This window comes from Lysinibacillus sp. NPDC058147, assembly GCF_042884205.1.
Classification (GTDB): Bacteria; Bacillota; Bacilli; order Bacillales_A; family Planococcaceae; genus Lysinibacillus.
This window is the reverse complement of record NZ_JBHVUJ010000006.1, coordinates 270,915-295,583: the sequence shown is the minus strand read 5'-3', so window position 1 is coordinate 295,583 and position 24,669 is coordinate 270,915. Positions and strand designations below refer to the sequence as shown.

General features: G+C 37.3%; 20 protein-coding genes, 6 tRNA genes, 2 rRNA genes and 1 other annotated feature. Of the genes, 22 read left to right on the top strand and 6 right to left on the bottom strand.

What is annotated here, in order from left to right; genetic code table 11:
• A 23S ribosomal RNA gene (locus tag ACFVT8_RS18710) occupies positions 1 to 373 on the top strand; the annotation flags it as partial.
• Between the two features lie 116 nt (positions 374 to 489).
• Positions 490 to 605 (top strand): 5S ribosomal RNA (gene rrf, locus ACFVT8_RS18705).
• A gap of 123 nt (positions 606 to 728) precedes the next feature.
• On the opposite strand, the gene mbcS is transcribed toward rrf, so the two are convergent.
• A complete protein-coding gene (mbcS, locus tag ACFVT8_RS18700) occupies positions 729 to 2,306 on the bottom strand; it encodes an acyl-CoA synthetase MbcS (RefSeq protein WP_387084713.1) in 1,578 nt (525 codons plus the stop codon).
• A gap of 268 nt (positions 2,307 to 2,574) precedes the next feature.
• Here mbcS and ACFVT8_RS18695 point away from each other — a divergent pair.
• The 13 genes from ACFVT8_RS18695 to ACFVT8_RS18635 all read left to right on the top strand — a co-directional run bounded on the left by ACFVT8_RS18695 (position 2,575) and on the right by ACFVT8_RS18635 (position 10,276).
• Positions 2,575 to 2,651: transfer RNA gene (locus ACFVT8_RS18695), tRNA-Asn, on the top strand.
• A 117-nt stretch (positions 2,652 to 2,768) separates the two neighbouring features.
• Positions 2,769 to 2,843 (top strand) — tRNA-Glu (locus tag ACFVT8_RS18690).
• Positions 2,844 to 2,917: 74 nt separating this feature from the next.
• A tRNA-Val gene (locus ACFVT8_RS18685) sits at positions 2,918 to 2,993 on the top strand.
• A 14-nt stretch (positions 2,994 to 3,007) separates the two neighbouring features.
• Positions 3,008 to 3,091, top strand: a tRNA-Tyr gene (locus ACFVT8_RS18680).
• A gap of 15 nt (positions 3,092 to 3,106) precedes the next feature.
• A tRNA-Gln gene (locus ACFVT8_RS18675) sits at positions 3,107 to 3,181 on the top strand.
• 13 nt (positions 3,182 to 3,194) lie between these two features.
• Positions 3,195 to 3,267, top strand: a tRNA-Lys gene (locus tag ACFVT8_RS18670).
• Between the two features lie 183 nt (positions 3,268 to 3,450).
• Positions 3,451 to 4,356: an arginase gene (gene rocF, locus ACFVT8_RS18665; RefSeq protein ID WP_387084711.1), complete on the top strand. Its 906-nt coding sequence runs from the start codon at positions 3,451 to 3,453 to the stop codon at positions 4,354 to 4,356.
• A 134-nt stretch (positions 4,357 to 4,490) separates the two neighbouring features.
• Positions 4,491 to 5,054: an RNA polymerase sigma factor SigW gene (gene sigW, locus ACFVT8_RS18660; protein WP_387084710.1), complete on the top strand. Its 564-nt coding sequence runs from the start codon at positions 4,491 to 4,493 to the stop codon at positions 5,052 to 5,054.
• A gap of 12 nt (positions 5,055 to 5,066) precedes the next feature.
• Complete coding sequence (locus ACFVT8_RS18655; protein WP_387084708.1) at positions 5,067 to 5,693, top strand: zf-HC2 domain-containing protein; 627 nt, start codon at positions 5,067 to 5,069, stop codon at positions 5,691 to 5,693.
• A 149-nt stretch (positions 5,694 to 5,842) separates the two neighbouring features.
• Entirely contained in the window at positions 5,843 to 6,679 is an 837-nt protein-coding gene (gene cdaA, locus ACFVT8_RS18650) for a diadenylate cyclase CdaA (RefSeq protein WP_387084706.1), read from the top strand.
• Positions 6,672 to 7,757, top strand: coding sequence for a CdaR family protein (locus ACFVT8_RS18645; protein WP_387084704.1), 1,086 nt, complete (start codon positions 6,672 to 6,674; stop codon positions 7,755 to 7,757). The genes cdaA and ACFVT8_RS18645 overlap by 8 nt, the downstream gene beginning before the upstream one ends.
• Positions 7,758 to 8,216: 459 nt before the next feature.
• On the top strand, positions 8,217 to 9,569 hold the full coding sequence (gene glmM / locus ACFVT8_RS18640) for a phosphoglucosamine mutase (RefSeq protein WP_387084702.1): 1,353 nt from the start codon (positions 8,217 to 8,219) through the stop codon (positions 9,567 to 9,569).
• A gap of 185 nt (positions 9,570 to 9,754) precedes the next feature.
• Positions 9,755 to 10,276 carry a type 1 glutamine amidotransferase domain-containing protein gene (locus tag ACFVT8_RS18635; protein ID WP_387084700.1) on the top strand — a complete coding sequence of 174 codons (522 nt, stop codon included), beginning with the start codon at positions 9,755 to 9,757 and terminating at the stop codon, positions 10,274 to 10,276.
• A 60-nt stretch (positions 10,277 to 10,336) separates the two neighbouring features.
• On the opposite strand, the gene ACFVT8_RS18630 is transcribed toward ACFVT8_RS18635, so the two are convergent.
• Both ACFVT8_RS18630 and ACFVT8_RS18625 read right to left on the bottom strand, forming a co-directional pair.
• The gene (locus ACFVT8_RS18630) at positions 10,337 to 10,909 is read right to left on the bottom strand and encodes a hypothetical protein (protein WP_387084698.1); all 573 of its coding nucleotides are present in this window, start codon (positions 10,907 to 10,909) and stop codon (positions 10,337 to 10,339) included.
• A complete protein-coding gene (locus ACFVT8_RS18625) occupies positions 10,899 to 11,240 on the bottom strand; it encodes a PadR family transcriptional regulator (protein ID WP_387084696.1) in 342 nt (113 codons plus the stop codon). Before ACFVT8_RS18625 ends, ACFVT8_RS18630 begins: the two co-directional genes overlap by 11 nt.
• A 769-nt stretch (positions 11,241 to 12,009) precedes the next feature.
• Between ACFVT8_RS18625 and glmS the strand changes: the two genes are divergently transcribed.
• Together glmS and ACFVT8_RS18615 are read left to right on the top strand one after the other, a co-directional pair.
• Positions 12,010 to 13,812, top strand: a complete 1,803-nt coding sequence (gene glmS, locus ACFVT8_RS18620) for a glutamine--fructose-6-phosphate transaminase (isomerizing) (protein ID WP_387084694.1) — start codon at positions 12,010 to 12,012, stop codon at positions 13,810 to 13,812.
• A gap of 326 nt (positions 13,813 to 14,138) precedes the next feature.
• Complete coding sequence (locus ACFVT8_RS18615) at positions 14,139 to 14,582, top strand: GNAT family N-acetyltransferase (RefSeq protein WP_387084692.1); 444 nt, start codon at positions 14,139 to 14,141, stop codon at positions 14,580 to 14,582.
• Positions 14,583 to 15,028: 446 nt separating this feature from the next.
• Here ACFVT8_RS18615 and ACFVT8_RS18610 read toward each other — a convergent pair whose 3' ends face one another.
• On the bottom strand, positions 15,029 to 15,523 hold the full coding sequence (locus tag ACFVT8_RS18610) for a GNAT family N-acetyltransferase (protein WP_387084690.1): 495 nt from the start codon (positions 15,521 to 15,523) through the stop codon (positions 15,029 to 15,031).
• 207 nt (positions 15,524 to 15,730) lie between these two features.
• Here ACFVT8_RS18610 and ACFVT8_RS18605 point away from each other — a divergent pair, with 207 nt between their 5' ends.
• Entirely contained in the window at positions 15,731 to 16,708 is a 978-nt protein-coding gene (locus ACFVT8_RS18605; protein ID WP_387084688.1) for a LacI family DNA-binding transcriptional regulator, read from the top strand.
• Between the two features lie 48 nt (positions 16,709 to 16,756).
• Here ACFVT8_RS18605 and ACFVT8_RS18600 read toward each other — a convergent pair whose 3' ends face one another.
• Entirely contained in the window at positions 16,757 to 16,996 is a 240-nt protein-coding gene (locus ACFVT8_RS18600) for a hypothetical protein (protein ID WP_387084686.1), read from the bottom strand.
• A 197-nt stretch (positions 16,997 to 17,193) separates the two neighbouring features.
• Here ACFVT8_RS18600 and ACFVT8_RS18595 point away from each other — a divergent pair, with 197 nt between their 5' ends.
• From ACFVT8_RS18595 to ACFVT8_RS18580, 4 genes are all read left to right on the top strand, one after another.
• Positions 17,194 to 17,427 carry a LapA family protein gene (locus tag ACFVT8_RS18595; RefSeq protein WP_387084684.1) on the top strand — a complete coding sequence of 78 codons (234 nt, stop codon included), beginning with the start codon at positions 17,194 to 17,196 and terminating at the stop codon, positions 17,425 to 17,427.
• Between the two features lie 585 nt (positions 17,428 to 18,012).
• The gene (locus tag ACFVT8_RS18590; RefSeq protein WP_387084682.1) at positions 18,013 to 19,452 is read left to right on the top strand and encodes an MDR family MFS transporter; all 1,440 of its coding nucleotides are present in this window, start codon (positions 18,013 to 18,015) and stop codon (positions 19,450 to 19,452) included.
• A 146-nt stretch (positions 19,453 to 19,598) separates the two neighbouring features.
• A complete protein-coding gene (locus ACFVT8_RS18585; protein ID WP_387084680.1) occupies positions 19,599 to 20,123 on the top strand; it encodes a DUF2199 domain-containing protein in 525 nt (174 codons plus the stop codon).
• Between the two features lie 403 nt (positions 20,124 to 20,526).
• A complete protein-coding gene (locus tag ACFVT8_RS18580; RefSeq protein WP_387084678.1) occupies positions 20,527 to 22,209 on the top strand; it encodes a hypothetical protein in 1,683 nt (560 codons plus the stop codon).
• Positions 22,210 to 22,656: 447 nt separating this feature from the next.
• Here the strand turns inward: ACFVT8_RS18580 and ACFVT8_RS18575 are convergent, their stop codons facing one another.
• Entirely contained in the window at positions 22,657 to 23,994 is a 1,338-nt protein-coding gene (locus ACFVT8_RS18575) for a sodium-dependent transporter (protein WP_387084676.1), read from the bottom strand.
• 418 nt (positions 23,995 to 24,412) lie between these two features.
• Positions 24,413 to 24,635: a binding site (T-box leader), on the bottom strand.
• Positions 24,636 to 24,669 lie beyond the last annotated feature (34 nt).

Below are 24,669 nucleotides of genomic sequence, written 5' to 3'. Positions count from 1 at the left end.
CTGTAGTCGGTCCCAAGGGTTGGGCTGTTCGCCCATTAAAGCGGTACGCGAGCTGGGTTCAGAACGTCGTGAGACAGTTCGGTCCCTATCCGTCGTGGGCGTAGGAAATTTGAGAGGAGCTGTCCTTAGTACGAGAGGACCGGGATGGACACACCGCTGGTGTACCAGTTGTCTTGCCAAAGGCATCGCTGGGTAGCTATGTGTGGACGGGATAAGTGCTGAAAGCATCTAAGCATGAAGCCCCCCTCAAGATGAGATTTCCCATTACGCAAGTAAGTAAGATCCCTCAAAGACGATGAGGTAGATAGGTTCGAGGTGGAAGTGTGGTGACACATGGAGCTGACGAATACTAATCGATCGAGGACTTAACCAAAAAGTTTGAAACATTCAATGAACCGTTTATCCAGTTTTGAAAGAACAAGAAAGTTTTTTAAAAAAAGCTTGCAATTATAACAAAATGTGTTATAATAAATCTTGTCTTTAAAATAGTCTAGTGATGATGGCAAAGAGGTCACACCCGTTCCCATACCGAACACGGAAGTTAAGCTCTTTAGCGCCGATGGTAGTTGGGGGCTTCCCCCTGTGAGAGTAGGACGTCGCTAGGCGCAAAAAGTCGCTGCTGACAAACTCAGTAGTGGCTTTTTTTATATCCAAAAGAATATAATAATAGCAAATATATAAAGAGACATTTCAACCAAGTGATTGGTGAAATGTCTCTTTACTATATTTTATACAGTTGCTGTTCGTAGCTCTATACGACGAATCTTACCAGAAGTTGTTTTTGGTAATTCATCAATAAAGACAATACTACGAGGATATTTATAAGGTGCTGTTAATGCTTTAACGTGCTCCTGTAGTTCTTTTGTTAACTCCTCTTCATCACGATCTCTGAAACCTTCTCGCAAGATGACAAAGGCTTTAACTATATGCCCTCTAATTTCATCTGGTGCTGCGACTACAGCACATTCTTGGACAGCTTCATGTTTATTTAAAGCATCTTCTACCTCAAATGGTCCAATTGTATAGCCTGATGAAATAATGATGTCATCTCCTCGACCTTCAAACCAGAAGTAGCCGTCTTCATCGCATTTTGCTTGGTCACCAGTAATATACCAATCTCCACGGAAGGCAGCTTGTGTACGTTCAGGTTCACGATAGTACTCTTTAAATAGAGCAGGAGATGATTTGTGTACTGCAATATCCCCAACTTCTCCAATCGGTGCCTCGTTACCTTCATGATCTATAATACGGACGATATTGCCTGGGGTAGGAACACCCATTGAACCCGGACGTAACTCGGTATGTTCAAGTGTGCCAATTAATAAAGTATTTTCCGTTTGGCCATAACCATCGCGCACTTTAAGACCAAAGTTTTTCATAAATGTTTCGATAACTGGTCGATTTAGTGGTTCACCAGCTGAAACAGCGCTACGAAGAGAAGATAGATTATAGTCTTTTAAATTATCAAGCTTCGCCATAATTCGATATTCCGTTGGGGTACAGCACAAAACATTGACCTTTTCATCTTGAAGCAGTTGCAGGTATGTTTTTGCATTAAATCCTCCATGGTATACAAATGCAGTTGCGCCCAGCATAATAGTCGATAAAAATGGGCTCCAAATCCACTTTTGCCATCCTGGAGCTGCTGTAGCCCAAACTAAGTCACCTTCACGTACACAAAGCCATTGAGAAGCAGCTGTTCTAATATGTGCATATCCCCATCCATGTGAATGGACAACTCCTTTTGGCTTGCCAGTTGTGCCAGATGTATAAGAAAGAAATGCCATATCGTCTCTTTTAGTAGCAGCTGCTGTAAATGTATCTGGCTGTGTACTTGCCAATTCATCTAAAGATGTCCAATCCCCTGTAGCAGTACCTATAACCAATTTATTATTTAAAGTCTCTACTGTAGAAGTAATAGAATCTACTTCACTAGTAAACGCTTCATAGGCGATTACTGCTCTTGCAGAAGAGTGCTCCATACGATATTCTAAATCACTTGCACGTAACATTTCTGAACATGAAATAGGAACAATTCCAGCCTTTAAACAGCCAAGGAAGACAAAATAAGCCTCAGGCAGACGTGGAATAATAACTAATACGCGATCTCCTTTTTGAAGCCCCTTCTTCGTCAAGGCATGCGCGTATTGATTCATTTTTTGAACAAGTTCAACATAGGAAATTGTTCGACGATCCTGTTGAGTATTTAACCATCGTATTGCTTGACGATTGCTATCTTGAGAAAATTTCTCCAATTCCTCTGTGATATTATAGAATTCTGGTGCAATTAAATCGTTTGTTACCATGTGAACATTCCTCCCCCAAACAAATTTAATAGAAAATTCTTAAAACTATTTTTATTTTAACAATTACAATAATATACAGCAAGAATATTCTGTACATAAAATAGAAATATTAGATCTAACAGAGAACTATTAGGTTTCTGGTAAATGTATAGGAAAGTTTCGACAAAAAATATAAAAATTTTCACAAAAAGTATTGCATAATTTATAATGCTTGCTATAATAATAAATGTACTGAAGAGGTTTTAAAAACCAAATTGAATAGTATTGTTCCGAAGTAGCTCAGTTGGTAGTAGCACCTGACTGTTAATCAGGTTGTCGCAGGTTCGAGTCCTGCCTTCGGAGCCATTTTTTTGCCCATTTTCAGATAATGATGTTATACATATAATATATTATAAAAAAAGTGTTGCATTGAAATGAAAGTAATGTTATTATAAATATTGTCTTATTTGAGACGTAAGAAATGGCCCCTTGGTCAAGTGGTTAAGACACCGCCCTTTCACGGCGGTAACACGGGTTCGAATCCCGTAGGGGTCACCATTTTTTAAAAGCATTGTAGTAATACAAAGGCTTAAAAATAAAAAAACTGTGAAGAAATAAACACCTGTTTCTATGGAGGATTAGCTCAGCTGGGAGAGCATCTGCCTTACAAGCAGAGGGTCGGCGGTTCGAGCCCGTCATCCTCCACCATAATGTGTTTTTTCGGAGGGGTAGCGAAGTGGCTAAACGCGGCGGACTGTAAATCCGCTCCTTAGGGTTCGGCGGTTCGAATCCGTCCCCCTCCACCAGTTTTTTATAATGATTGGGGTATAGCCAAGCGGTAAGGCAACGGATTTTGATTCCGTCATGCCTAGGTTCGAATCCTAGTACCCCAGCCATTTTTATTTTTTTGAGCCATTAGCTCAGTTGGTAGAGCATCTGACTTTTAATCAGAGGGTCGAAGGTTCGAGTCCTTCATGGCTCACTTTTATAGAATAAACATATTCAAAAGTGTAACATTAACTACAGATACTAATCTCTTGCTGAAAACAGCAGGAGATTTTTTTATATCCTTCTTAATTGTATAAATATTCATAAAATTGTAAGGTTGAGCCAGAGTGGATATAGGCTTTACAATAGTCTTATAACTTAAAGGGGGTATGAAAAGATGAATAAACTAAATATTTCTATTATTGGGGTACCAACTGATTATGGGCAAACTCGCCGAGGGGTAGATATGGGGCCGAGTGCTATCCGTTACGCAGGTGTTGTAGAACGCTTAGAAGCTATTGGGCATGTAGTACATGATCAAGGGGATATTCGTGTTAGTCAAAAGCAAGAAAGCGTTATTGTTGATAAACAGTTACTTAATTTAGAGGAAGTTATCGATGTAAGTACATTCTTAGCAAACAGTGTAAATGAAGCAATTGAACAAAAGGAGTTTCCGCTTGTGCTTGGTGGCGACCATAGCATAGCTATTGGTACACTTGCAGGGCTTGGTGAGCATTATAAAAATTTAGGTGTTATTTGGTTTGATGCGCATGCTGACCTAAACACACCTGAAACGACACCGTCTGGCAATATACATGGTATGCCGTTAGCTGTTAGTATTGGGCTCGGTCATGAACGCTTAGTGAAAATTCGTAATGATGTACCAAAAATTAAACCTGAAAACGTCATTATTATTGGAGCACGTTCCGTAGATCCAGGAGAACGAGAATTAATAAGTCAGCAAGGAATCAAAGTATATACAATGCACGAGGTAGATCGTCTTGGAATGACACGTGTAATGGAAGACGCTCTTGCTTATTTAAGAGAGCGTAATGTAGATGGTTTGCATTTATCACTTGATTTAGATGGGCTAGACCCACTTTATACTCCAGGAGTTGGAACACCTGTGCCTGGTGGTATTACATATCGAGAAAGCCATTTGGCAATGGAGATGCTCCAGGAATCAGGTATGCTAACATCTGCTGAATTTGTTGAGGTAAATCCAATTTTGGATGAAAAGAATAGAACAGCAGATGTTGCGGTAGCGTTAATGGGCTCCTTGTTCGGTGAAACCCTAGTTTAAAAGAAATTTGACAAAAAATTTCCTATTGCCACAATGTATGAAAATCTTTTGCTATAATTAATAATAAAATGAAACTTTTCTTATCGATGGGCCGTATAGTATAAGACAGTTGTAAAGGTGGAGAAGTCAACACAATGGATGCGTTAGTAAACAAGAAAATAAAACAAGTGCTTAAAGGCGATCAAAACGCATTTGCAGATATTGTGAGTCTCTATCAGCACAAACTGTACCAAGTATGCTATAGGATGTTAGGAAACAGCCAAGAATCTGAGGATATTGCACAAGAAGCATTTGTTCGTGCCTATATGAACTTGCATACTTTTGATCAGAAAAGAAAATTTTCAACGTGGCTTTATCGCATAGCGACAAACCTTTGTATAGACCGTATTCGGAAGAAAAAGCCGGATTACTATTTAGATGCAGAAGTAGCTGGTACAGAAGGGCTTGATATGTATTCGCAGATCGCAGCATCTGACCAGCTACCGGAGGAACAGATAGAGCAAATGGAATTGCAAGATCGCATTCAGTATGAGATTGGATGTTTGCCGGATAAATATCGTTCAGTTATAGTATTGAAATATATTGAAGAATTATCATTACAGGAAATTAGCGAGATTTTAGATATGCCTCTTGGAACGGTGAAAACGAGGATTCACCGCGGACGTGAAGCGTTACGTAAGCAATTAAACAATCTGTAGGAGGGAAGCGTCATGAATACTTGTCCAGAGCATGTAATAGACTATATCCATGATTATTTAGATGGTGACATTAGTCGTGAGCATGAGCAAGAGTTAAAACGACATTTGCATACATGCAGTGATTGTAAACAATTGATGCAGGAATTAAGTGAAACGATCGCTTTTGTGAAGAGTGCTTCCCACATTACAGCGCCTCTGCATTTTGAAGAAGCCGTGTTGGCTCGTTTACCGAAACCTAAAAGTCGTGTAGGCATGCAAAAGTGGATTCGCCGGCATCCATTCTTTGTGGCAGCAGCAGTTTTTTGTTTATTCATGAGTGCAACTTTACTAGGTAGTTTCATGGATGACCGACAGTTCTCCGTGACTAAACAACCAAACCTAGTTGTTGAAGGTCAAACGGTTATTGTGCCGAAGGGTGAAGTTGTAAAAGGCGATATTGTTGTTAAAAATGGTGATTTAATTGTTGAGGGTGAAGTGGATGGCAATGTCACTGTTATTAATGGACAGTATATGGCATCTTCAGCAGTTGTTTCTGGAAAAATAGAAGAAATTGACGAAGTGTTCGAATGGCTTTGGTATACGATTAAAAATTCAGTGAAGTCTGCTGTAACATTCGACGAGAAGCAAGCAACTAAATAACACTCTATACGTCCTAATAGATAGTGCACGTGAGAGGCTGAAAGGTCTACTCTTTTGAGTAGACTTTTTATTTGAAAAAAGTTACATTTGTTAAGAATGTGCTATACTTAAATGTGTATGGATTCGCAATGAAAAGTGGGGGATGCCACGTGCAAATTATCGAACATTTCGCTAATTTAACACCTGTGAATATTGTTATTAACTTATTAGATGTACTGCTCGTCTGGTACGTTGTTTATAAAATTTTAACCCTCATTAAAGGTACGAAGGCTGTCCAATTGTTAAAAGGGATTTTCGTAATTATTATTGCGCGCCTTGCTACAGAATTTTTGGGGTTAGAAACGTTAGGATGGATGTTACAACAAGTTATCGATTTCGGTTTCTTGGCGATTATTATCATTTTCCAACCTGAAATAAGACGCGGCCTTGAACAAATTGGTAGAGGAAAGTTGTTCCAACGTTCAATTAATCAAGTTGAGGAAGAACAAACAAGGCTAATTGAAGCGATGAAGAAATCTGTTAGTTATATGGCCAAACGTCGTATAGGGGCGTTAATTTCTATTGAAAAAGAAACTGGTTTAAATGAATATATTGAAACGGGCATAGGACTAAATGCTGAGATTTCATCGGAGTTACTGATCAACATTTTCATACCTAATACACCGCTCCATGATGGGGCAGTAATTATGCAAAAAGATAAAATATCGGCAGCGGCCTGTTATTTACCGCTTTCTGAGAGTCCGTTTATCTCTAAAGAGCTTGGGACGCGCCACCGAGCTGCACTCGGCTTAAGTGAAGTGACAGATGCCATTACTATTGTCGTATCAGAAGAAACCGGTGCCATTAGTCTTACAATGAATGGTAATCTTCATCGAAATCTTTCTCTAGAGGAATTCGAAGGACTGTTACGTAAAATGTGGTTCGGATTAGCACAGGAGTCAGATGCAGCCTCTAAGTTAACTTGGAGGGGGAAAAAGAATGGATAAAATGATGGATAGCCCTTGGGTGTTACGAATCGTCGCACTATTTCTAGCCTTGTTGTTATTTTTCTCCGTTCGTACCGAATTATCTCCTAAAAATAAAACAATAACGAGTGAGCAAACCGTAGTAATTCGCGATGTGCCAGTAGATGTTTTTTATGACGATAAGAACCTTATTGTAACAGGGATACCAAAGACGGTAAATGTTACGATAAAAGGTCCAGCGCCACTCGCTTTAAAAGCTCAAACTTCGAGAGATTTTTCTATATTTGCGGACTTGAGCAAATTACTTATAGGTAAGCATAATGTTAAAATACAGTACGAAAATATTTCTGATAAGTTGCAAGTTACATTAGACCCTGCGACTGTAAATGTAAACATTGAGGAAAAGGTTACACAGGAGTTTCGTGTTGACCCTGAGATGAGTAATCGTTTAATTGAAGAAGGATATGTTCTAAATGGCATGACTGCTAATCCAGCTACGGTGTATGTTACAGGTGCCAAAAGTGCAATTGAAAGCATTAGCTATGTAAAGGCTACTGTAACGGGTGAACAAGGCTTGAAAGAACCGTTCTCTCAGGTAGCGGCAGTAAAAGTATTAGATCGTGATTTAAATAAGTTAGACGTGACGATTGAACCGGGAACTGTGAAGGTACAAGTAGATATTGGAGCATACAGCAAAGAGTTGCCTGTTGTGCTGAAGGAAATAGGGAAAGCGGCTAATGGTATCACCGTCAACCAATTAACATTAAGTCCTACAAAGGTGAGAGTATACGGTAGAAAGTCTATTATAGATGGTTTAGCTGCAATACCAGTGGAGGTTGACCTGTCAAAAATTACAGAATCAAAAACTTATGAATTTGATGTAAAATTACCAGAAGGTGTGACTAAAATATCTGATCCAAAAATTAAAGTGAAAGCAGATATTACGAAGGTAGAGCAGGAAAAAACAACAACGACTACGACTACTCCTACACCTACTCCTACTCCTACTCCGACACCTTCGAACCCTTCAGAGGAAACTGACACTCCTTCTGAGAACAACACATCGCCTACTGAGAAAACAGAAGATATTGATTCTTAAACAATAACTGACTATAATTTTATTTTGATTCAGTAGAGATTTCGTTCTCTATCGGTAAGGGTATTCAATTTTCGGATTTAACTTCTTTCAGCAAAAGTCTCCCACCTCTATAGGTGGTAAGATGAATGCGGGTTTAAGCTACTTTTCAGAGGGTGTACAAACATCCGCTGAAATAGAGGAACTCAGTCTAAGAACGCCACGTACTGTGGCAACGACTGAGTGACCAATATCATGTTGGCCCAAAGCCTCGAGAAAAAAGTTGCTCAGGCTAAAATCAAAATACCCTATGCTTTATCTGGGCAGATATACAAGCCCAGATAAATTACATAGAGGCATAATTACTAGTTACCAACTTAATGAACGAAAATAAACTTTTCCAAAAGTAAGCAGACGAGCAGCCTAGTTGTCAGTGTAGACAAGCATGGCCACCGTCTTGCATTGAAGGAGAGAATAATCAAAATGGGTAAATATTTTGGAACAGATGGCGTCCGTGGCGTCGCGAATAGTGAATTAACACCGGAGTTTGCATTTAAGCTTGGCCGCGTAGGTGGCTACGTTTTAACGAAGGATGCAACTGACCGTCCAAAGGTTTTAATCGGTCGTGACACACGTATTTCAGGTGAAATGCTTGAAGGTGCACTTGTAGCTGGTCTTTTATCAATCGGCGTAGAGGTAATGCGTCTTGGTGTTATTTCGACACCAGGTGTGGCTTATCTTACTCGAATGATGAGCGCAAATGCAGGCGTTATGATTTCAGCTTCACATAACCCAGTAGCTGATAATGGTATTAAATTTTTCGGTCCAGATGGCTTTAAGCTAACAGATGCGCAAGAAGCTGAAATCGAAGCTATATTAGATGCTCAAGAAGATACTTTGCCGCGTCCAATCGGGGCTGATTTAGGTTCTGTAAGCGACTACTTCGAAGGTGGTCAAAAATATATTCAATACTTAAAACAAACAGTGACTGAAGAATTTGATGGTATTCATGTAGCGTTAGATTGTGCGCATGGTGCTACGTCTTCACTAGCTACACACCTATTTGCAGATTTAGAAGCGGATATCTCAACAATGGGTGCCTCACCAACAGGCTTAAACATTAATGAGGGTGTCGGTTCAACTCATCCAGAAGGGTTAGCTAAATTTGTCGCAGAAAAGGGCGCTGATGTAGGTTTAGCATTCGATGGCGATGGAGATCGTTTAATCGCAGTAGATGAAAATGGTGACATTGTTGATGGTGATCAAATTATGTTCATCATTGGGAAGTATTTGAATGCAATGGGTCGCCTGAAAAAGCAAACAATCGTTTCAACAGTTATGAGTAATATGGGCTTCTATAAAGCTGTTGAAGATAATGATATGCATAGTGTACAAACAGCTGTGGGTGATCGTTATGTCGTGGAAGAAATGCGTGCTAATGATTATAACCTAGGTGGCGAGCAATCTGGTCATATTGTTTTCTTAGACTTTAACACAACTGGTGATGGCTTATTAACAGGTATTCAGCTTGTCAACATTATGAAATCTACAGGTAAAAAATTGTCCGAACTTGCTTCTGAAATGAAAATTTTCCCACAACGTTTAGTCAACGTACGTGTAACAGATAAGCATGCTGTGACGGAAAATGCAAAAGTTGCTGCAGTGATTGCTGATGTAGAAGCAGATATGGCTGGTAACGGTCGCGTGTTAGTGCGTCCTTCGGGTACTGAGCCACTTGTACGAGTAATGGTGGAAGCGGCGACAGAAGGAGATTGCGAACGTTACGTAGAGCGTATCGCAGATGTTGTCCGTACTGAAATGGGCTTAACAGAATAAATAATAGCTCTTTCATTCGGTAGGTAATAAACATCTACTGAATGAAGAATTAACTCGATTTCCTTTAAGGGGAGGTCGAGTTTTTTATTTTTTATTGAAAGCTCTGCCAATGAAGAAATGAATGTTTTCGAAGAGAATGGGAACAGTAGTACAGAGTCTCAATTACAAGGAGTGTTGTACTAACAATGGCTAAAATTGCTACAGTGATTACCAATATGTTTGAGGATGTTGAATATACGAGTCCTAAAGGGGCGTTAGAAGCGGCAGGTCATGAACTAATAACGATTGATACGACAGCAGGCATTGAGGTAGAAGGTAAGAATGGAGAGAAAGTGAAGATTGATAAAGGGATCGATGAGGTAAATGCTTCAGAATTTGATGCATTGTTCATCCCTGGTGGCTTTTCTCCTGATATATTACGCGTAGATGATCGTATTGTGGCATTTGTAAAGGAGTTTATGGACGATATGAAACCAACCTTTGCTATTTGTCATGGACCTCAATTACTCATTACTGCAAAAACATTAAATGGTCGTGATGCAACTGGCTACAAATCAATTCGAGTAGATTTAGAAAATGCAGGTGCGATATTCCATGACGAGGAAGTGTTTGTCTGCCAAAAACAATTAGTAACGAGTCGCACACCGGAGGATCTTCCAGCATTTAATCGAGAGATTGTAAAATTATTGGAGAGTAAAGAAGGCTAAGCTTAAAAGGCACAAGTGAATTTACCTGTGCCTTTTATCTTAAAATTAATTACAACAAACCTACTTTTTTTTCAACGCAATAATAGCGTTGGTAATTTGCCCGAGTCCTATACCAATGATAATGCCAACACCAGCGCCGATTGCTGTATCAATCCAGCCTCTGTCAAAGAAAGCTTCATATCCACCGCCCGATAGGAAACCGCTTAATCCGCCGATGCCTAAACCTAAAAACAGGAAGCCACCATAAAATAACCCGATCGCCTCATAATCTGCGGGATCACGATTTTCGTAATATTGCTGGAAGCGCTCATTTAAATCCTCAGATTGCTCAGAGTTACTAGCGAATTTCAATTCCTCGCTAGCCTTGTTAAAAGCCTCCTGCTCCGTAAAACCTTGTGACATCAAATCATTCATATAATCGCTCATATATAGTATCATGTCGTCTTGCGCTTCTCGTCCCTGATCGGAACGCCCTTTAAACTTGGACAGTTGCTGTTCGATTTTGCGTTTAGTTTGCCCACTTTTTTTACGCAACTTTTCTATATAAGTCATTTCAGCATCCTGCAAATAATTCTGGGATTGTTCTTTTGAAAAACGATTAATTCTCTCCTGAATTTCACGACTAAAGCTCATGCTTGTTCCCTCCATTATTTCTTAAAATTTCAATACGACTACTTAAAAAATCCCATTTAGCCCAGAAGGACATCAATTTTTCTCGCCCTTGTTCATTAAGCGTATAAAATTTCCTTGGTGGACCCATTTCGGATGGCTTTTTGACAATATTGACAAGACGATTTCTTTCTAACCGCATAAGTAATGCATAAACAGTTCCTTCAGCTATGCCCTCGAACCCCATCTGTGTGAGATATTTGACAATCTCATAACCATAAATTTCACCACGGCTGATGATTTCTAATACAATACCTTCTAAAACTCCTTTAAGCATTTCACTCAGATTATCCACGATCTCACCCCCAGGCTTAGCTTTACCTGTACTAAGTGTTGCTAAGTACTGTATATAGTATTGCTAAGTAGTGACTTTGTCAAGCGATATAAACATAGGATTTTCGTTCAGATGCATGTTTACTTTAGAGCAATTCATCTTCGGTTCTGTTCAAAACAAATCCATAACCGAAAATATTTGTTAAAAAGCATCATATTTTTATTAAGAATTTCAAGATAATGCTTTATAGCAGATTATTTGTCTACTTTTTGTCACTAAAAAGTAGGGTAAATAGGTGTTTTTTATAACGAAAATTTGACGTACAGCATATGATTGAGTATGATGTATAAGTTGAATGTGAGGTCCGACCTTATCATTTAACGAGCGCATAAGGAGGGAAGAAAGCGCAAAATCGGAAAACAATTATAGCGCCTGAGCTGAAGAAATTGGACGAAACGATCTTCAGCAGACGAGGTGGAGGTTTATCGAAAATTCGGCGGATGCCTCCCAATCGACATACCCGATTGTCACTTTTCATTTTGAAAGCATTTAAGTGATTGAATGTACAGAAAATGAAGAAGGTATAGTTAAAGCAATAGATAAATAGAGCAACCTCACGTATCGAATGATTACTTTTCAGATGGCTGAATGAGTGTTAACAATGCATGTATAAAGATTGCTTATTTTATTTAAAAATTAGCATAGGCTTTTACATTCATTAAAAAATTCGATAGGTTGAGGTCTAGTTTGTCATTGCGTCAAATTGACGATATCGGAGGACAAGAAATTTATGTGTGGAATTGTAGGATATATTGGTGAATCAGATGCAAAGGAAATCTTATTAAAAGGTTTAGAGAAACTAGAATACCGCGGCTATGACTCAGCGGGTATTGCAGTACGTAACGAAGATGGCGTAACAGTCTTCAAAGAAAAGGGTCGTATTGCAGATTTACGTGACGCAGTGGACGAGGATGTTGCTGCAAAAGTGGGTATTGGTCATACACGTTGGGCAACTCATGGTGTGCCAAACCGTTTGAATGCACACCCTCACCAAAGTACATCAGGACGCTTTACGCTAGTACACAATGGGGTTATTGAAAACTATCATTTATTACAAAAAACATATTTAAAAGGTATTCCGATGAAATCTGATACAGACACAGAGGTCATCGTGCAATTAGTAGAGTTATTTGTGAAAGAAGGTTTAAGTACGGCTGAGGCGTTCCGTAAAACATTATCTTTATTACACGGCTCTTACGCACTAGCTCTTTTAGATGCAGAAGCGGCAGATACAATTTTCGTTGCGAAAAACAAATCTCCACTTTTAGTAGGTGTTGGTGAAGGCTTTAATGTTGTAGCTTCAGATGCAATGGCAATGCTACAGGTAACAGATCAATATGTGGAGCTACACGATAAAGAGGTCGTAATCGTACACAAAGCTAGCGTTGAAATTACAAAGTTAGACGGTACACTAGTGGAGCGTGCACCATATACAGCAGAGCTTGATATGAGCGACATTGAAAAAGGTACGTACCCTCACTATATGCTAAAAGAAATGGATGAGCAGCCAACAGTTATTCGTAAGATCATTCAAGCATACGAAGGCGAGAATGGCGAATTAACAATTGACGCTAATATTTTAGAAGCATTACGAGCAGCAGACCGTCTATATATTATTGCAGCCGGCACAAGCTATCACGCAGGTCTAATCGGTAAGCAATATTTTGAAAAAATGGCTGGTATCCCAGTAGAAGTTCATATTTCAAGTGAGTTCGGCTACAATATGCCATTACTTTCAGAAAAACCATTGTTTATCTTTATTACACAATCAGGTGAAACAGCAGATAGCCGTCAAGTACTCGTGAGAATTAAAGAGCTTGGTTATCCAACATTAACAATTACCAATGTACCTGGCTCTACACTATCACGTGAGGCGGATCATACACTTTTATTACATGCAGGCCCAGAAATTGCAGTAGCTTCTACAAAAGCGTATGTAGCGCAGGTAGCTGTACTTGCTCTAACAGCGTACGTAACGGCTAAGGCTAATGGTAAAGGCTTAGAGTTCGATTTAAAACAAGAACTTGCGATTGCAGCAAACGGTATCCAAACAATTATCGATTCAAAAGAAGTATTAGAGGATATCGCTGAGGACTACTTAAAAATCGCGCGCAACGCATTCTTCATCGGCCGTAACATGGACTTCTATGTAAGTCTTGAAGGTGCCTTGAAGCTAAAAGAAATCTCTTACATCCAAGCAGAAGGCTTCGCAGGTGGCGAGTTAAAACACGGAACAATTGCCTTAATCGAAGAAGGTACACCAGTGTTTGCTATTGTCACACAAGAAGCAGTAGCATTAAATATCCGTGGTAATGTTAAAGAGGTAGCTGCACGTGGAGCATACCCATGCATTATTGCAATGGCTGGCGTAGATGAAGACGGTGACCGTTTAATAATCCCTCATGTTCATGAATTATTAACACCACTTGTATCTGTAGTGCCATTACAGCTAATTAGCTATTACGCAGCACTACACCGTCGCTGTGATGTGGATAAACCACGTAACTTGGCTAAATCGGTAACTGTTGAGTAATCATACGTTTATCCATTTTTGAGATGTATCTTTAAAACAAAGTTTAACCGTTTGTAAGAAAGTTGTACCGTTTTGAAAAAAGTTATACCGTTTATAAAAAAGATGAACTGTTTTTTAGATCTTAGAATGATAATTTATAAAAGTTTGATCAAAAATCCTGTTATATGCAGGATTTTTTCCTTATTCAGTAATCGGGCAAGATTCTTGAAGATCAACATTGCTGAAAATGGTAATATTTGAGATAATTAGTACTAAGCAAACAGGCAAAATAGTGGAACAAGGTATGAAAGCGAGAGGGGATATTTACGACTTATAAGTTTGAGATTATGACTCAGGAACAAGCTGAGGATATTGCACATAATTGGCACTATGATGGAGAATATTCTTTTTATGATATAGAAGCTGATGAAGAAGATTTAGCTGAATTTTTAGACCCAGAAACAAGAGGTAACTCAATGTTTGCAGTTTTGAAAGAGGATGAAATTATTGGTTTCTTCAGTGTTAACAAAGTAACTTCTAATATTTATGATATAGGTTTAGGAATGAGACCAGATTTGACTGGTGATGGTAGAGGGTTAGAATTTCTAAATGCAGGTATTGATTTTGTCCAATCAAGATTTACACCAGATAAAATTACATTATCAGTGGCAACTTTTAATCGAAGAGCGATAAAAGTATATAGAAAAGTTGGGTTTAAAGATATTGATACATTTATGCAAGATACAAATGGTAGCACATATGAATTTCTAAAAATGGTTTATGAATGCTAATTTAAAGGTTCCTTTGTTCAATTAAAGGGCGCTTTCCTGGAAACAAGGAAAGTGCCTTTTAGATTAATTAGAATTCGAAACTATCAATATTTTTTAGGTTGTTGAATATCATTGTATGAAAAAATCTTTCATTGAACATAATAGAATTTAGAATTAATAGAATTTTTATACCATGTAACGAAACTCGTCCTTTTCTGAACACGCTCCTTTTTATTTATAAGGGGCGTTTTTTACCGTTATCGATTTCTATAAATACCTAGTGACGTTAATAACAGGATTGCCAAATTTACCGATTCACCAGCAGCCAGCGATTTTAAATAATTACATGCCTTGGTCGAAAAAAATCCAAGCCACATGTGCAAACTAGCCATCTATCCGAAAAAATTAGGATAGATGGCCATTCATCGTGTGTACCGAAAAGGTTGCCCTTTTTTTATATTTCGGGCTTACTTTCCACTAGAAATTGAAATACTAAATTTAGACTGTTGATTACCGAATCGTTCCAATGTCTCCTCGAATTTCATTCCAACTCTTTTTAATAGTCCACAAGATGCCATGTTAAGTGACTGAGTTTCAGCGACAATAGTGGTTAAGTTTAATGCACTAAATCCATGGTTTAGTACTTTCATAATCACTTCTTTTGCATAGCCTTGACCCCAAAACTCAGGTAAAAATTGATACCCAATCTCTGTATTAATCCCATCATGATACGTATCAAGGAAAACAAAACCTATAAATTCTTTACTATCTTTTAAAAATACTGTCCAGTGGAGGGAGCTATTTTTTGAATTTAATATATCATAGAATCTAATTTTATATGCTTCTTCGTCGATAATACCTCCTAAGTATTTTCTTACTAGCTCGTTTTCATATAATTTTTTAATGTTTTTATAATCATTTTCGGAAATTACGTGTAACTCACATCTCTCAGAGAATAACAAGTAAATCTCTCCCTTCGATAATTATTATTCTTTTCCTGGTAATCCACCTATGAAAAATATGTGCTCTACTTACAAAATCATATAAAACATCATCCTTTCTTATTTAGTCTGCTATCACATGGTATGATGTGGAATGCTTACCAGGTCAAGGGGCATTTATAAAATTTTTTGTATGCGTTAATATGTAGTGGGAAGGGAGAGTGTATGATGACAAATATAAAAAAAATAGCAGAACTGGCGGGGGTCTCGGTTTCTACTGTTTCTCGTGTTTTAAATAATCATCCGTATGTAAATGAACAAAAACGAAAAGAGATATTAGCAATTATCGAAAAGTTAAATTACACGCAAAATTCGAATGCGATTCATTTAGTACGAGGAAAAACAAATGTTATTGGAGTGCTTCTTCCATTTGTAAATAATCAATATTACAGTGCCATTATAGAAGGTATTTCAAGAGAGGCTGTAAAATATAATTACAATATGATGCTCTGCCAAACGGATAATAGCGCGGATAAAGAAATAGAGATTTTGAATATGTTAAAGATGAAAAAGTTAGACGGAATCATTATATGTTCGAAAGTCAATGTTTGTAGGGAAATTGAAAAGTACTCAAAATTTGGCCCGATTGTGACGTGTGAAGATACAGCATCAAGCACAATTTCTAGCATTTATATTGATCATTACAAAACGTTTGCACTAGGAATGAATTATTTAATAGAACGGGGACATACACGAATTGGTTACTGCTTTGGACGAAGTAATAGTTTCAACAGTCAAAATCGAAAACAGGCGTACCGGGACGCTTTATCCTCTATTCATGTTAGGACGAAAGAGGAGTGGGAGTTTGTAGACTGCTTTACAATAGAGGACGGGACACGTGTTGTTCAATCACTGCTTCATATGAAAGAGCGTCCAACAGCCCTTCTCGTATCTTGTAATCATATTGCAGCGGGTATTGTAACAGCCGCCAAAAAAAGCGGGCTTTATATTCCAAGTGATTTAACGATTATTGGTTGTGATGACCAGCAAGTTGCAGAGATACTAGATATTACAACAATTGCTCATTCGAGTGTGGAGATTGGTGCAGGTGCATTTACAATTTTACATGACCAAATTGCGAGTAGAGAAAAAGAAGTAAAAAGAATTGAGTTATTTGCGAAATTAACGGAAAGACTGACAACATAAGGAGTGAAGCACAATCTTTATTAAAGTGAAGGAGGTGCTCCAGAGACTTTAATCTTCAATGTTTTTTCTACTTAAAAACCAGAATAATATTGTTAATATTAGGAAAAAAATTGGCGTTAGTCCAATGTATTTCCAAGCATTTATTGCTCCTGAAAAATAATATGCAACTGGTAAAAAAGTAATTGTACTTAGAAGCATATAAAGCCAAGAGCGCTTAACTATTGCTAATATTAATGTTAGAATTGAAACAGAAAATGAAGCACTCCAAAGTAGTAGCATGCCATCCATCCCTCCTCCTCCTTTCGCTATCTAAAAATCAAAGAAACTAATCCTCTGTATCAGAAATAACAAAAAGTCGATTAAAAAATAATAGAGTTGTTTAAAAAAGGGTACATCCTTGCCTCGAAATAGTGATTGTCCTAAGTTAATCCAAATTCTATAATAGTGAATGTAGAATAGTTAAATAACAAATAATGAGGTGACTTATGAAAAAGCAGTGGAACTTAATATTAGCACTAATTGTGGTCTTAATTATCGCAGTTTTTTCAGTTATCAATGTTGATAGGGTAACGGTTAATTATGTATTTGGAAAAGCTGAGTGGCCATTGATCCTCGTTATTATTGGGTCCGTCCTATTGGGAGCCCTATTAGTTGGATTAATTAGTATGATGAAAATTTATCAACTTCAAAGAGCTTTAAAAAAGGCAGGAGTGAAATAGATCAACATTCTTAAATTTTATTTCACTAAGAGCCCTAATTGTAAAACAATACTTAGAGTTAAATAGCTTTATTTTAATCCCGTCCTTAAAACAGGACGGGTTATTTTTATTTGAGGTTAGAAGATTAAATAACTTTATTGTCACTATACACTTTTGTAGCTTTGAAATAAAATCATTCTGTTTACAAAAAAGATGTACCGTTTTTCCCCTTTAGATTATAGTTATCTAAGGGGCGGGACATAGGAAGTAGAAAAGTGGAATAAAGAAGGTCGTGGTACTGGGATAGGAGTAGGTTGGTTGGTACTAAACGGGCTCGAATAAGAAGGTTGAATTTGAAAATCCTGATGGTGGGTTCTACAACGGGTAGAGCTTTTGAAAATGCACTTGTTCAAGCAAATAATGACCAAGACTACATGTGAATTGGTGGTTTAAACATGGTTGTTGAGCTACTTAAACATTTAGATTCTAACAATGCATGGTCAAACTAAAACCATCAGGTAAACTAGATTTATTAGTTGATAGTTAATAAAAATATTTAGTTATATATTGAATATTTTTTAACTGGATAGAAGTAAAGGGGAAAATATGAGAAAAAAAGTTATTTTATCATTAATGTTAATGACATTTCTTTCTGCTGTAGAAGGAACAATTATTAGTACAGCAATCCCTCGTATTACGAGTGATTTATCGGGCGTCGAACTTGTTAGTTGGGTATATGCCATTTATATGCTTGCCACAGCTGTTTCGACTCCAATATACGGGAAACTGGCTGATTTATTCGGCCGTAAAAAAGTTTTACTCATCGGAGCTACAATATTCTTAGTGGGCTCTGCACTTTGCGGTGTCGTTACATCGATGGAACAGCTCATCGCCTTCCGAGCCCTTCAAGGTCTAGGTGCTGGCGCTATTATGCCAATAACAATGACCATCATTGGTGACTTATATAGCGAAGTGAAAGACCGTGCAAAGGCACAGGGCTGGATTAGTGCTGTTTGGGGCGTCTCTGGCGTTATCGGACCACTAGTAGGCGGATTTTTAGTTGATTCTCTTTCTTGGCGCTACATTTTCTTCTTAAACGTTCCATTTGGAATTATCGCTTGTTTAATGATTGTCATTTATTATAAAGAATCTATTAAGCCCGCTAAGCACCATATTGATTATCTTGGTGCAACAGTATTCTCATTAAGTACAATCGCTCTACTATACGCGTTATTAACAGGTAGCAGTAAGCAAAACTGGGGGGACATCACAATTATTGGTCTCTTAATCTTTGCAGTTGTTTCATTCATTATTTTCTTATTTATTGAGAAAAAATCTCCGGAACCATTAATTCCGCTAACACTTTTCTCTAATCGTACATTATCTACTATAAACATACTGACTCTTATTTCTGGAGCAATGCTTATTAGTATTACAATGTATCTGCCAATTTGGAGCCAAGGTGTATTAGGAAAAAATGCGACAGATGCCGGACTCATTTTAATGCCACTTCCTGTTATGTGGACATTTGGCACACTTTTCTCTGGTAGATTAGTTGATAACTTAAAAACGAAACAAATCATTCTACTTGGAGTTAGCATTCTTTCAGTTGCTGCCTTTTCACTATTTACATTGTCGACAGATTCACCAGCATTCCTTATATATATTGCAGTTGGATTATTCGGCTTAGGAATGGGGCTTGTTGTACCGATTTACATGGTAACAATTCAATCAGCTGTTCCAACTCATACGCGAGGGACGGCAATTGGCTTAAACACATTTATCAATACGTTTAGTCAAACATTAGGTGCTGCAGTTTTCGGGGCAATTTTCAACACGATGATACATGCACAAGGTATTAAAAACCTTGATCTTGTATCTTCTAGTGGGCATGGAGGAACTACAGCAAACATAGTAACCGAATCACAAGAAGCATTAGCTTCAAGTGTACATTTCATTTACATGGGTACTTTTATATTAGCACTAGTAACTTTAGTAATTGTTTGGTTCTTATTAAAGCCATCCACACAAACTAGTGAACAATAAAAAATAATTAATAAAATAAGCTGTGAAGAGATTTTTCTTTATAGCTTATTTTTAACATGATTCTAGATCTAGTTTACTTTTTGAATATCTGTTTTAATTCAGGTTAATATTGAGGAAAAGCTATTTCTCTTGTGAGGGATTATATAATGAGTAATTATCAAGAAGGTTATTTATGTAGATGTTGCGAGAAGTATCACAATGAACTTCCGATGAGTTATGGGAGTCCAGTTCCTGATTATTGTTATGACATACCATCAGAGGAACAAGAAAGCCGAATAGAGATGAACGAAGATTTGTGCATTATTGACAATGAGTATTTTTTTATTCGTGGATGTATTGAAATTCCTGTAATCGATGGAGAGGGGCTATTTATTTGGGATGTCTGGGTGTCGTTAAGCGAAAGAAATTTTGATAAAACTAATGACTGTTGGGAAGTGGAAGGAAGAGAACAAGAACTAGAGCCAATGTTTGGCTGGTTATCAACTTCAATTCCTTGTTATCCTGAAACGATAAATTTAAAAACGATGGTTCATACTCGTTCCGTTGGAGTACGTCCTTATATTGAGTTAGAACCAACTGAACACCCCTTAGCCATAGAACAAAGAGAAGGTATAACGATAGAACGTATAAAGCGGATTGCAGAAGAGCTATGTGATGAAGATGAACAATAATTACTTTTCTTGTTGAACTAACAGAGTGTTTTAGTTGAATAAGGTACATTTAATTGATCAAACTATTTTAAAAATCTCATACTTAGTTAGAAAGATTAACTCCATTTTGATCAATATTTTTTTAAAATGGAGTTTTGCTAATTATAAAGGTTAAAGGAAATTTTTTAAGCAATCTATATGCTAAAGCTACATCTTCGTAAGCTAGAAACACTGATAAATCAACGATGAATAGAATCATACATAACGAGTAAAAATGTAAAAAGAGTCAATCCCTTTGTTTACATGGGTTTGGCTCTTCAGCTACTTCCTTATAAGTATGTAAACTAGATGTGTATAAAACATTGTTTTTGTTATTTAATACTGGTTATGATTTTGAAAGAATAGTTACATCAGGAGGACCAATTTGATTAATAGGAAAATCTGGGGCAGAATTTTATGCTTCGTATTAGCGATTATAACCTTGACTTCATGTTTATTAAACAGAGCAGGTGAAGTTGAAGGAGAAGATGAAAATAAAGAAATTGAACCTAGAGAGAGGGTTTCTCTAGCATTACCGAACTCCGCACAATTACATTTGGAAGCTAATGGTTTACTATTGCAAAAAACAAAAAGTTCACATGAAACGTATATTCGTTCAATGGATCAAACAACGATCTATAAATTATTTGAAGATGGGGAAAACGTAGGTTCCATCAAGGTCACTGTTCGAGAAATCGATAATGGGGATTTCTTCATTTTCACTCAATTACAAAACAAAAGCAGCAAAGGTTATAGTGCCTTAATATCGTACCCTATCAACGGAAATGTAAAGTATGATCTGACAGATTTCGAACGACAGAAAATTCAACATGAGCACGATCATGTATCCGGTGTAGATCCAACCACCTATCCTATTGGCCTGTTAAAAGTAAAGGAACACAATAAATTAGTAACCAATATGATGATAAGCCGAAACTACATATCGAAAGAACTGATAGCAAAGTATGAGAACGGGGACAAGAGTGTGGTTCGGGAGTTGACGAGTGAAAATAAGTCCTTGGAATTAATTAATAATGATAATGGCCTTACTGTAACGCTTCCACTTCAATCAGTTGGAAAAGATTTATCTGAAAACTGGGTATTAGTGTCAAAAGATCCTCTATTTAAAAAAGAAGAAGCACTCGATGAATGGATTAGTCAAAGTGCCAAACAATACAAAGAAACTAATAAATGGTATACAGCCGAAGGACCTTATATAAAACTTCCGTGGTCGATTGAACCTGCAACAAAGTTAGGATATGGGCGAAACCTAGTAAGGGTCCAAGATAAAAAGGCATTAGATTACTATGAAACTACGCAGGAGCGATACTTCTACGATTTGCTACTAAATTCTGTTGCGAACTTATTTATTTTTCAAGGAGATCAAAAAGGATTATGGGAAACGGAGTATACGAGTTCGTGGCTGAAAAAAGATTACGGAATCCAAGCTCCCTATATCGATACAAGGCATAACGAAAAAATTGCGTTATTCCTAAAAGAGGCAGGGGACATCCTTGACATCAAAGAACTCAAAAACTCAACCATCACCTATGCAAATTTTTTAGTCGACCAGGCGAAAAACGGAAACATAATTAAAGTTTCCAAAGGCGGTTACCTTGTGACCGATTACTATTCTCCTCAGCAGACAAAGAAGACACATACATCCTTAAATCACGCTTTAGGAGAAATGAATTTTTTACTAGAATCCTATCAACTAACAAAAGAGGAATCCTATTTAGACGTAGCCAAAAATATGAGATGGGGTGTTGAAAACATCGGAGAAAAATGGTTACGAGAGAATGGGGATGTGTGGTATCAAGTGAATGGCGATTTCACTTTTGAAGGAACTGATTACCCTCTCTTGACGTTAGAAGATTTACTGAAATCTCAACAGTTTTGGGAAGCTGTTGGAGAAAAACGAAGTGAAATGTTTGATCTACTCATTCGATCGAAAGCTCAATATCTCGTGGAAAGTAAACAGGAAATTCTTCAATCTGTAGCGAACTCTCTCATCGGCCAAGGATTTGGGGATATCATAGAAGGATACAATAATATTCCGAAGTTCTAATAAACTTCATATGTTGTCCTTACTCTATAAACGGGTGCAATTGTTTAACAACAAAGGCAGAAAATGATCAATCTTTTTATTAAAATAAACCATTGTAAAAAACTTATATTTGAAAAATAAGCTACTTTAATAAAACGTCGTTGTGGGGGAAATTTCCATAGACTGAAGAAGCGGGAGATGGTCTTGGGCTTGCCAGTGGAAATTGGATTATTGACAAACACCATGGCAAAGTAAAAGTACAGAGCAGCGGGGACATGTTTTGAAATCACTTTTCCAAAGTATAAAAAGCTATAAAACTTGATAGACAAGTTTTATAGCTTTTTTAAATTCAAGAACTGTATAAAGATCCATTACCTCAACAAAGTATAACCAAAACTACTAAGGAACAATAAGTAATCCTTTTTAGTTTTGTTTTTTTGTCTATAAAAGTTCAAGGCATTTTATATTTTAAATCACGCCAATTACATTTAAAAATACAATAATAATTGCAATTGGTGCGATATAGCGAAGTAAGAATAACCATACTACAAATAATTTATAGCCTTTATTTTTACTCACACCAAGTTCTTTCATTAATACATCTTTCTTCATTTTAAACGGTACGAAGATCGCAACTAATAATACACCGAGTGGCATAAGAATATTACTTACTGTATAGTCTGCTAAATCAAAGATTGTTTTTCCAAACAATTTCACATCGCTTAATACACCAAATGATAGCGCCGATGGAATCCCTACAACAAAGATTAGTAATCCGACCATCAATGCCATTTTTTCGCGTTTTCCTGTACCTTTTGACGTTAAAGAGGCTACGCTAATTTCCAGCATGGAAATGGCTGATGTTATCGTTGCAAAGAAAAATAGTAATAAGAAAATAATGAAGAACACTTTTCCAAATGCCATTTTGCTGAAAATCGCTGGCAAGACAATAAATAATAGACCAGGTCCTTGAGATGGTTCCATTCCAAATGCGAATACTACTGGGAAAATAGCAAGCCCTGCAAGTAATGTAATGACAAGCGTTAAACCGACGATAGAAAATGCGGAACGTGGTAAACTTTCTTCTTTCGGTAAGTATGAGCTATACGTAACCATTACGCCTACACCGACAGATAACGAGAAGAACGATTGCCCCATCGCATATAAAATAATTTCAGATGTAACATTTGAGAAATCAGGTTGCAAGAAGAAGCGAATCCCTTCTCCTGCTCCATCTAAAGTTAGAGCACGAATAATTAATACAAAGAATAAAACAAATAGTGCTGGCATGAAATACTTATTTACTTTTTCAACACCGTTTTGTACACCTTTACTTACGATAAAAATAGTCATAAGAATAAATAATAGCTGTGATCCAACCGCTAAAAATGGATTAGAAATGATTTCACCAAATGTTGCTTCGTAAGAGCCATTTCCTTCCCACAGTCTACCTGTAATTGCATTCCATAAATATAATAAAATCCATCCTCCAACAACACTGTAGAATGAAAGCAATATGAAACAAGTTACAATCCCTAATTTACCAACCCACGGCCATAGCGTATTAGGAGCAATAGTCCTATATGCTTCAACAGCCTCTTTTTGTGTACTTCTTCCAATGACAAACTCCGCCAATAATAACGGTAAACCAATTAATAAGGTAAAACCGATGAAAATAAGGAAGAACGCACCGCCACCTCCAATACCGGCCATATACGGAAACTTCCAAATCGCACCAAGACCTATTGCTGAACCTGCTGCAGCTAAAATAAAACCTAATTTCGATGTCCATTGCTGTGATTTCATCTTTTTATCTCCTCTCTTTTTCTATTTCTTTGTTTATGACAATTCGGTCTTTATAATATTGTTCTATCGTGACTCCTTTCTCATACAACCTCTTCTTTTTAACTTCTTTCAGCAGAAGGCTTAATTGAGATAAAAAAGGCCCCTACGAAAACGTAGGGACGATAAAAATATCGCGGTACCACCCTAGTTATGAAGATACAACAAGAGTAAGACCTAAATAAAAAACGCCCCTACGCAAATACGTAGGGACGATAAAATATCGCGGTACCACCCTAGTTATGAAGATACAACAAGAGTAAGACCCAAATAAAAACGTCCCTACGCAAATACGTAGGGACGATAAAATATCGCGGTACCACCCTAGTTATGAAGATACAACAAGAGTAAGACCTAAATAAAAAACGCCCCTACGTGCATACGTAGGGACGATATATATCGCGGTACCACCCTAGTTGTGAAAAAATCCTTCACCACTTTATTTGATAACGGTATTCTCTACCGTCTTCCACTTCCTCACAATGTGTGATTTATGAAAGATGCTCCAGGTCGAAATTCATGATAATCTATATACTGATTCGCACCAACCACCAGCTCTCTGATATAGGGAGATTTTCACTACTTAATCCTATCATTGCCCAAATATTAATTTTCCGAATTGATAATATCATTTTTAAC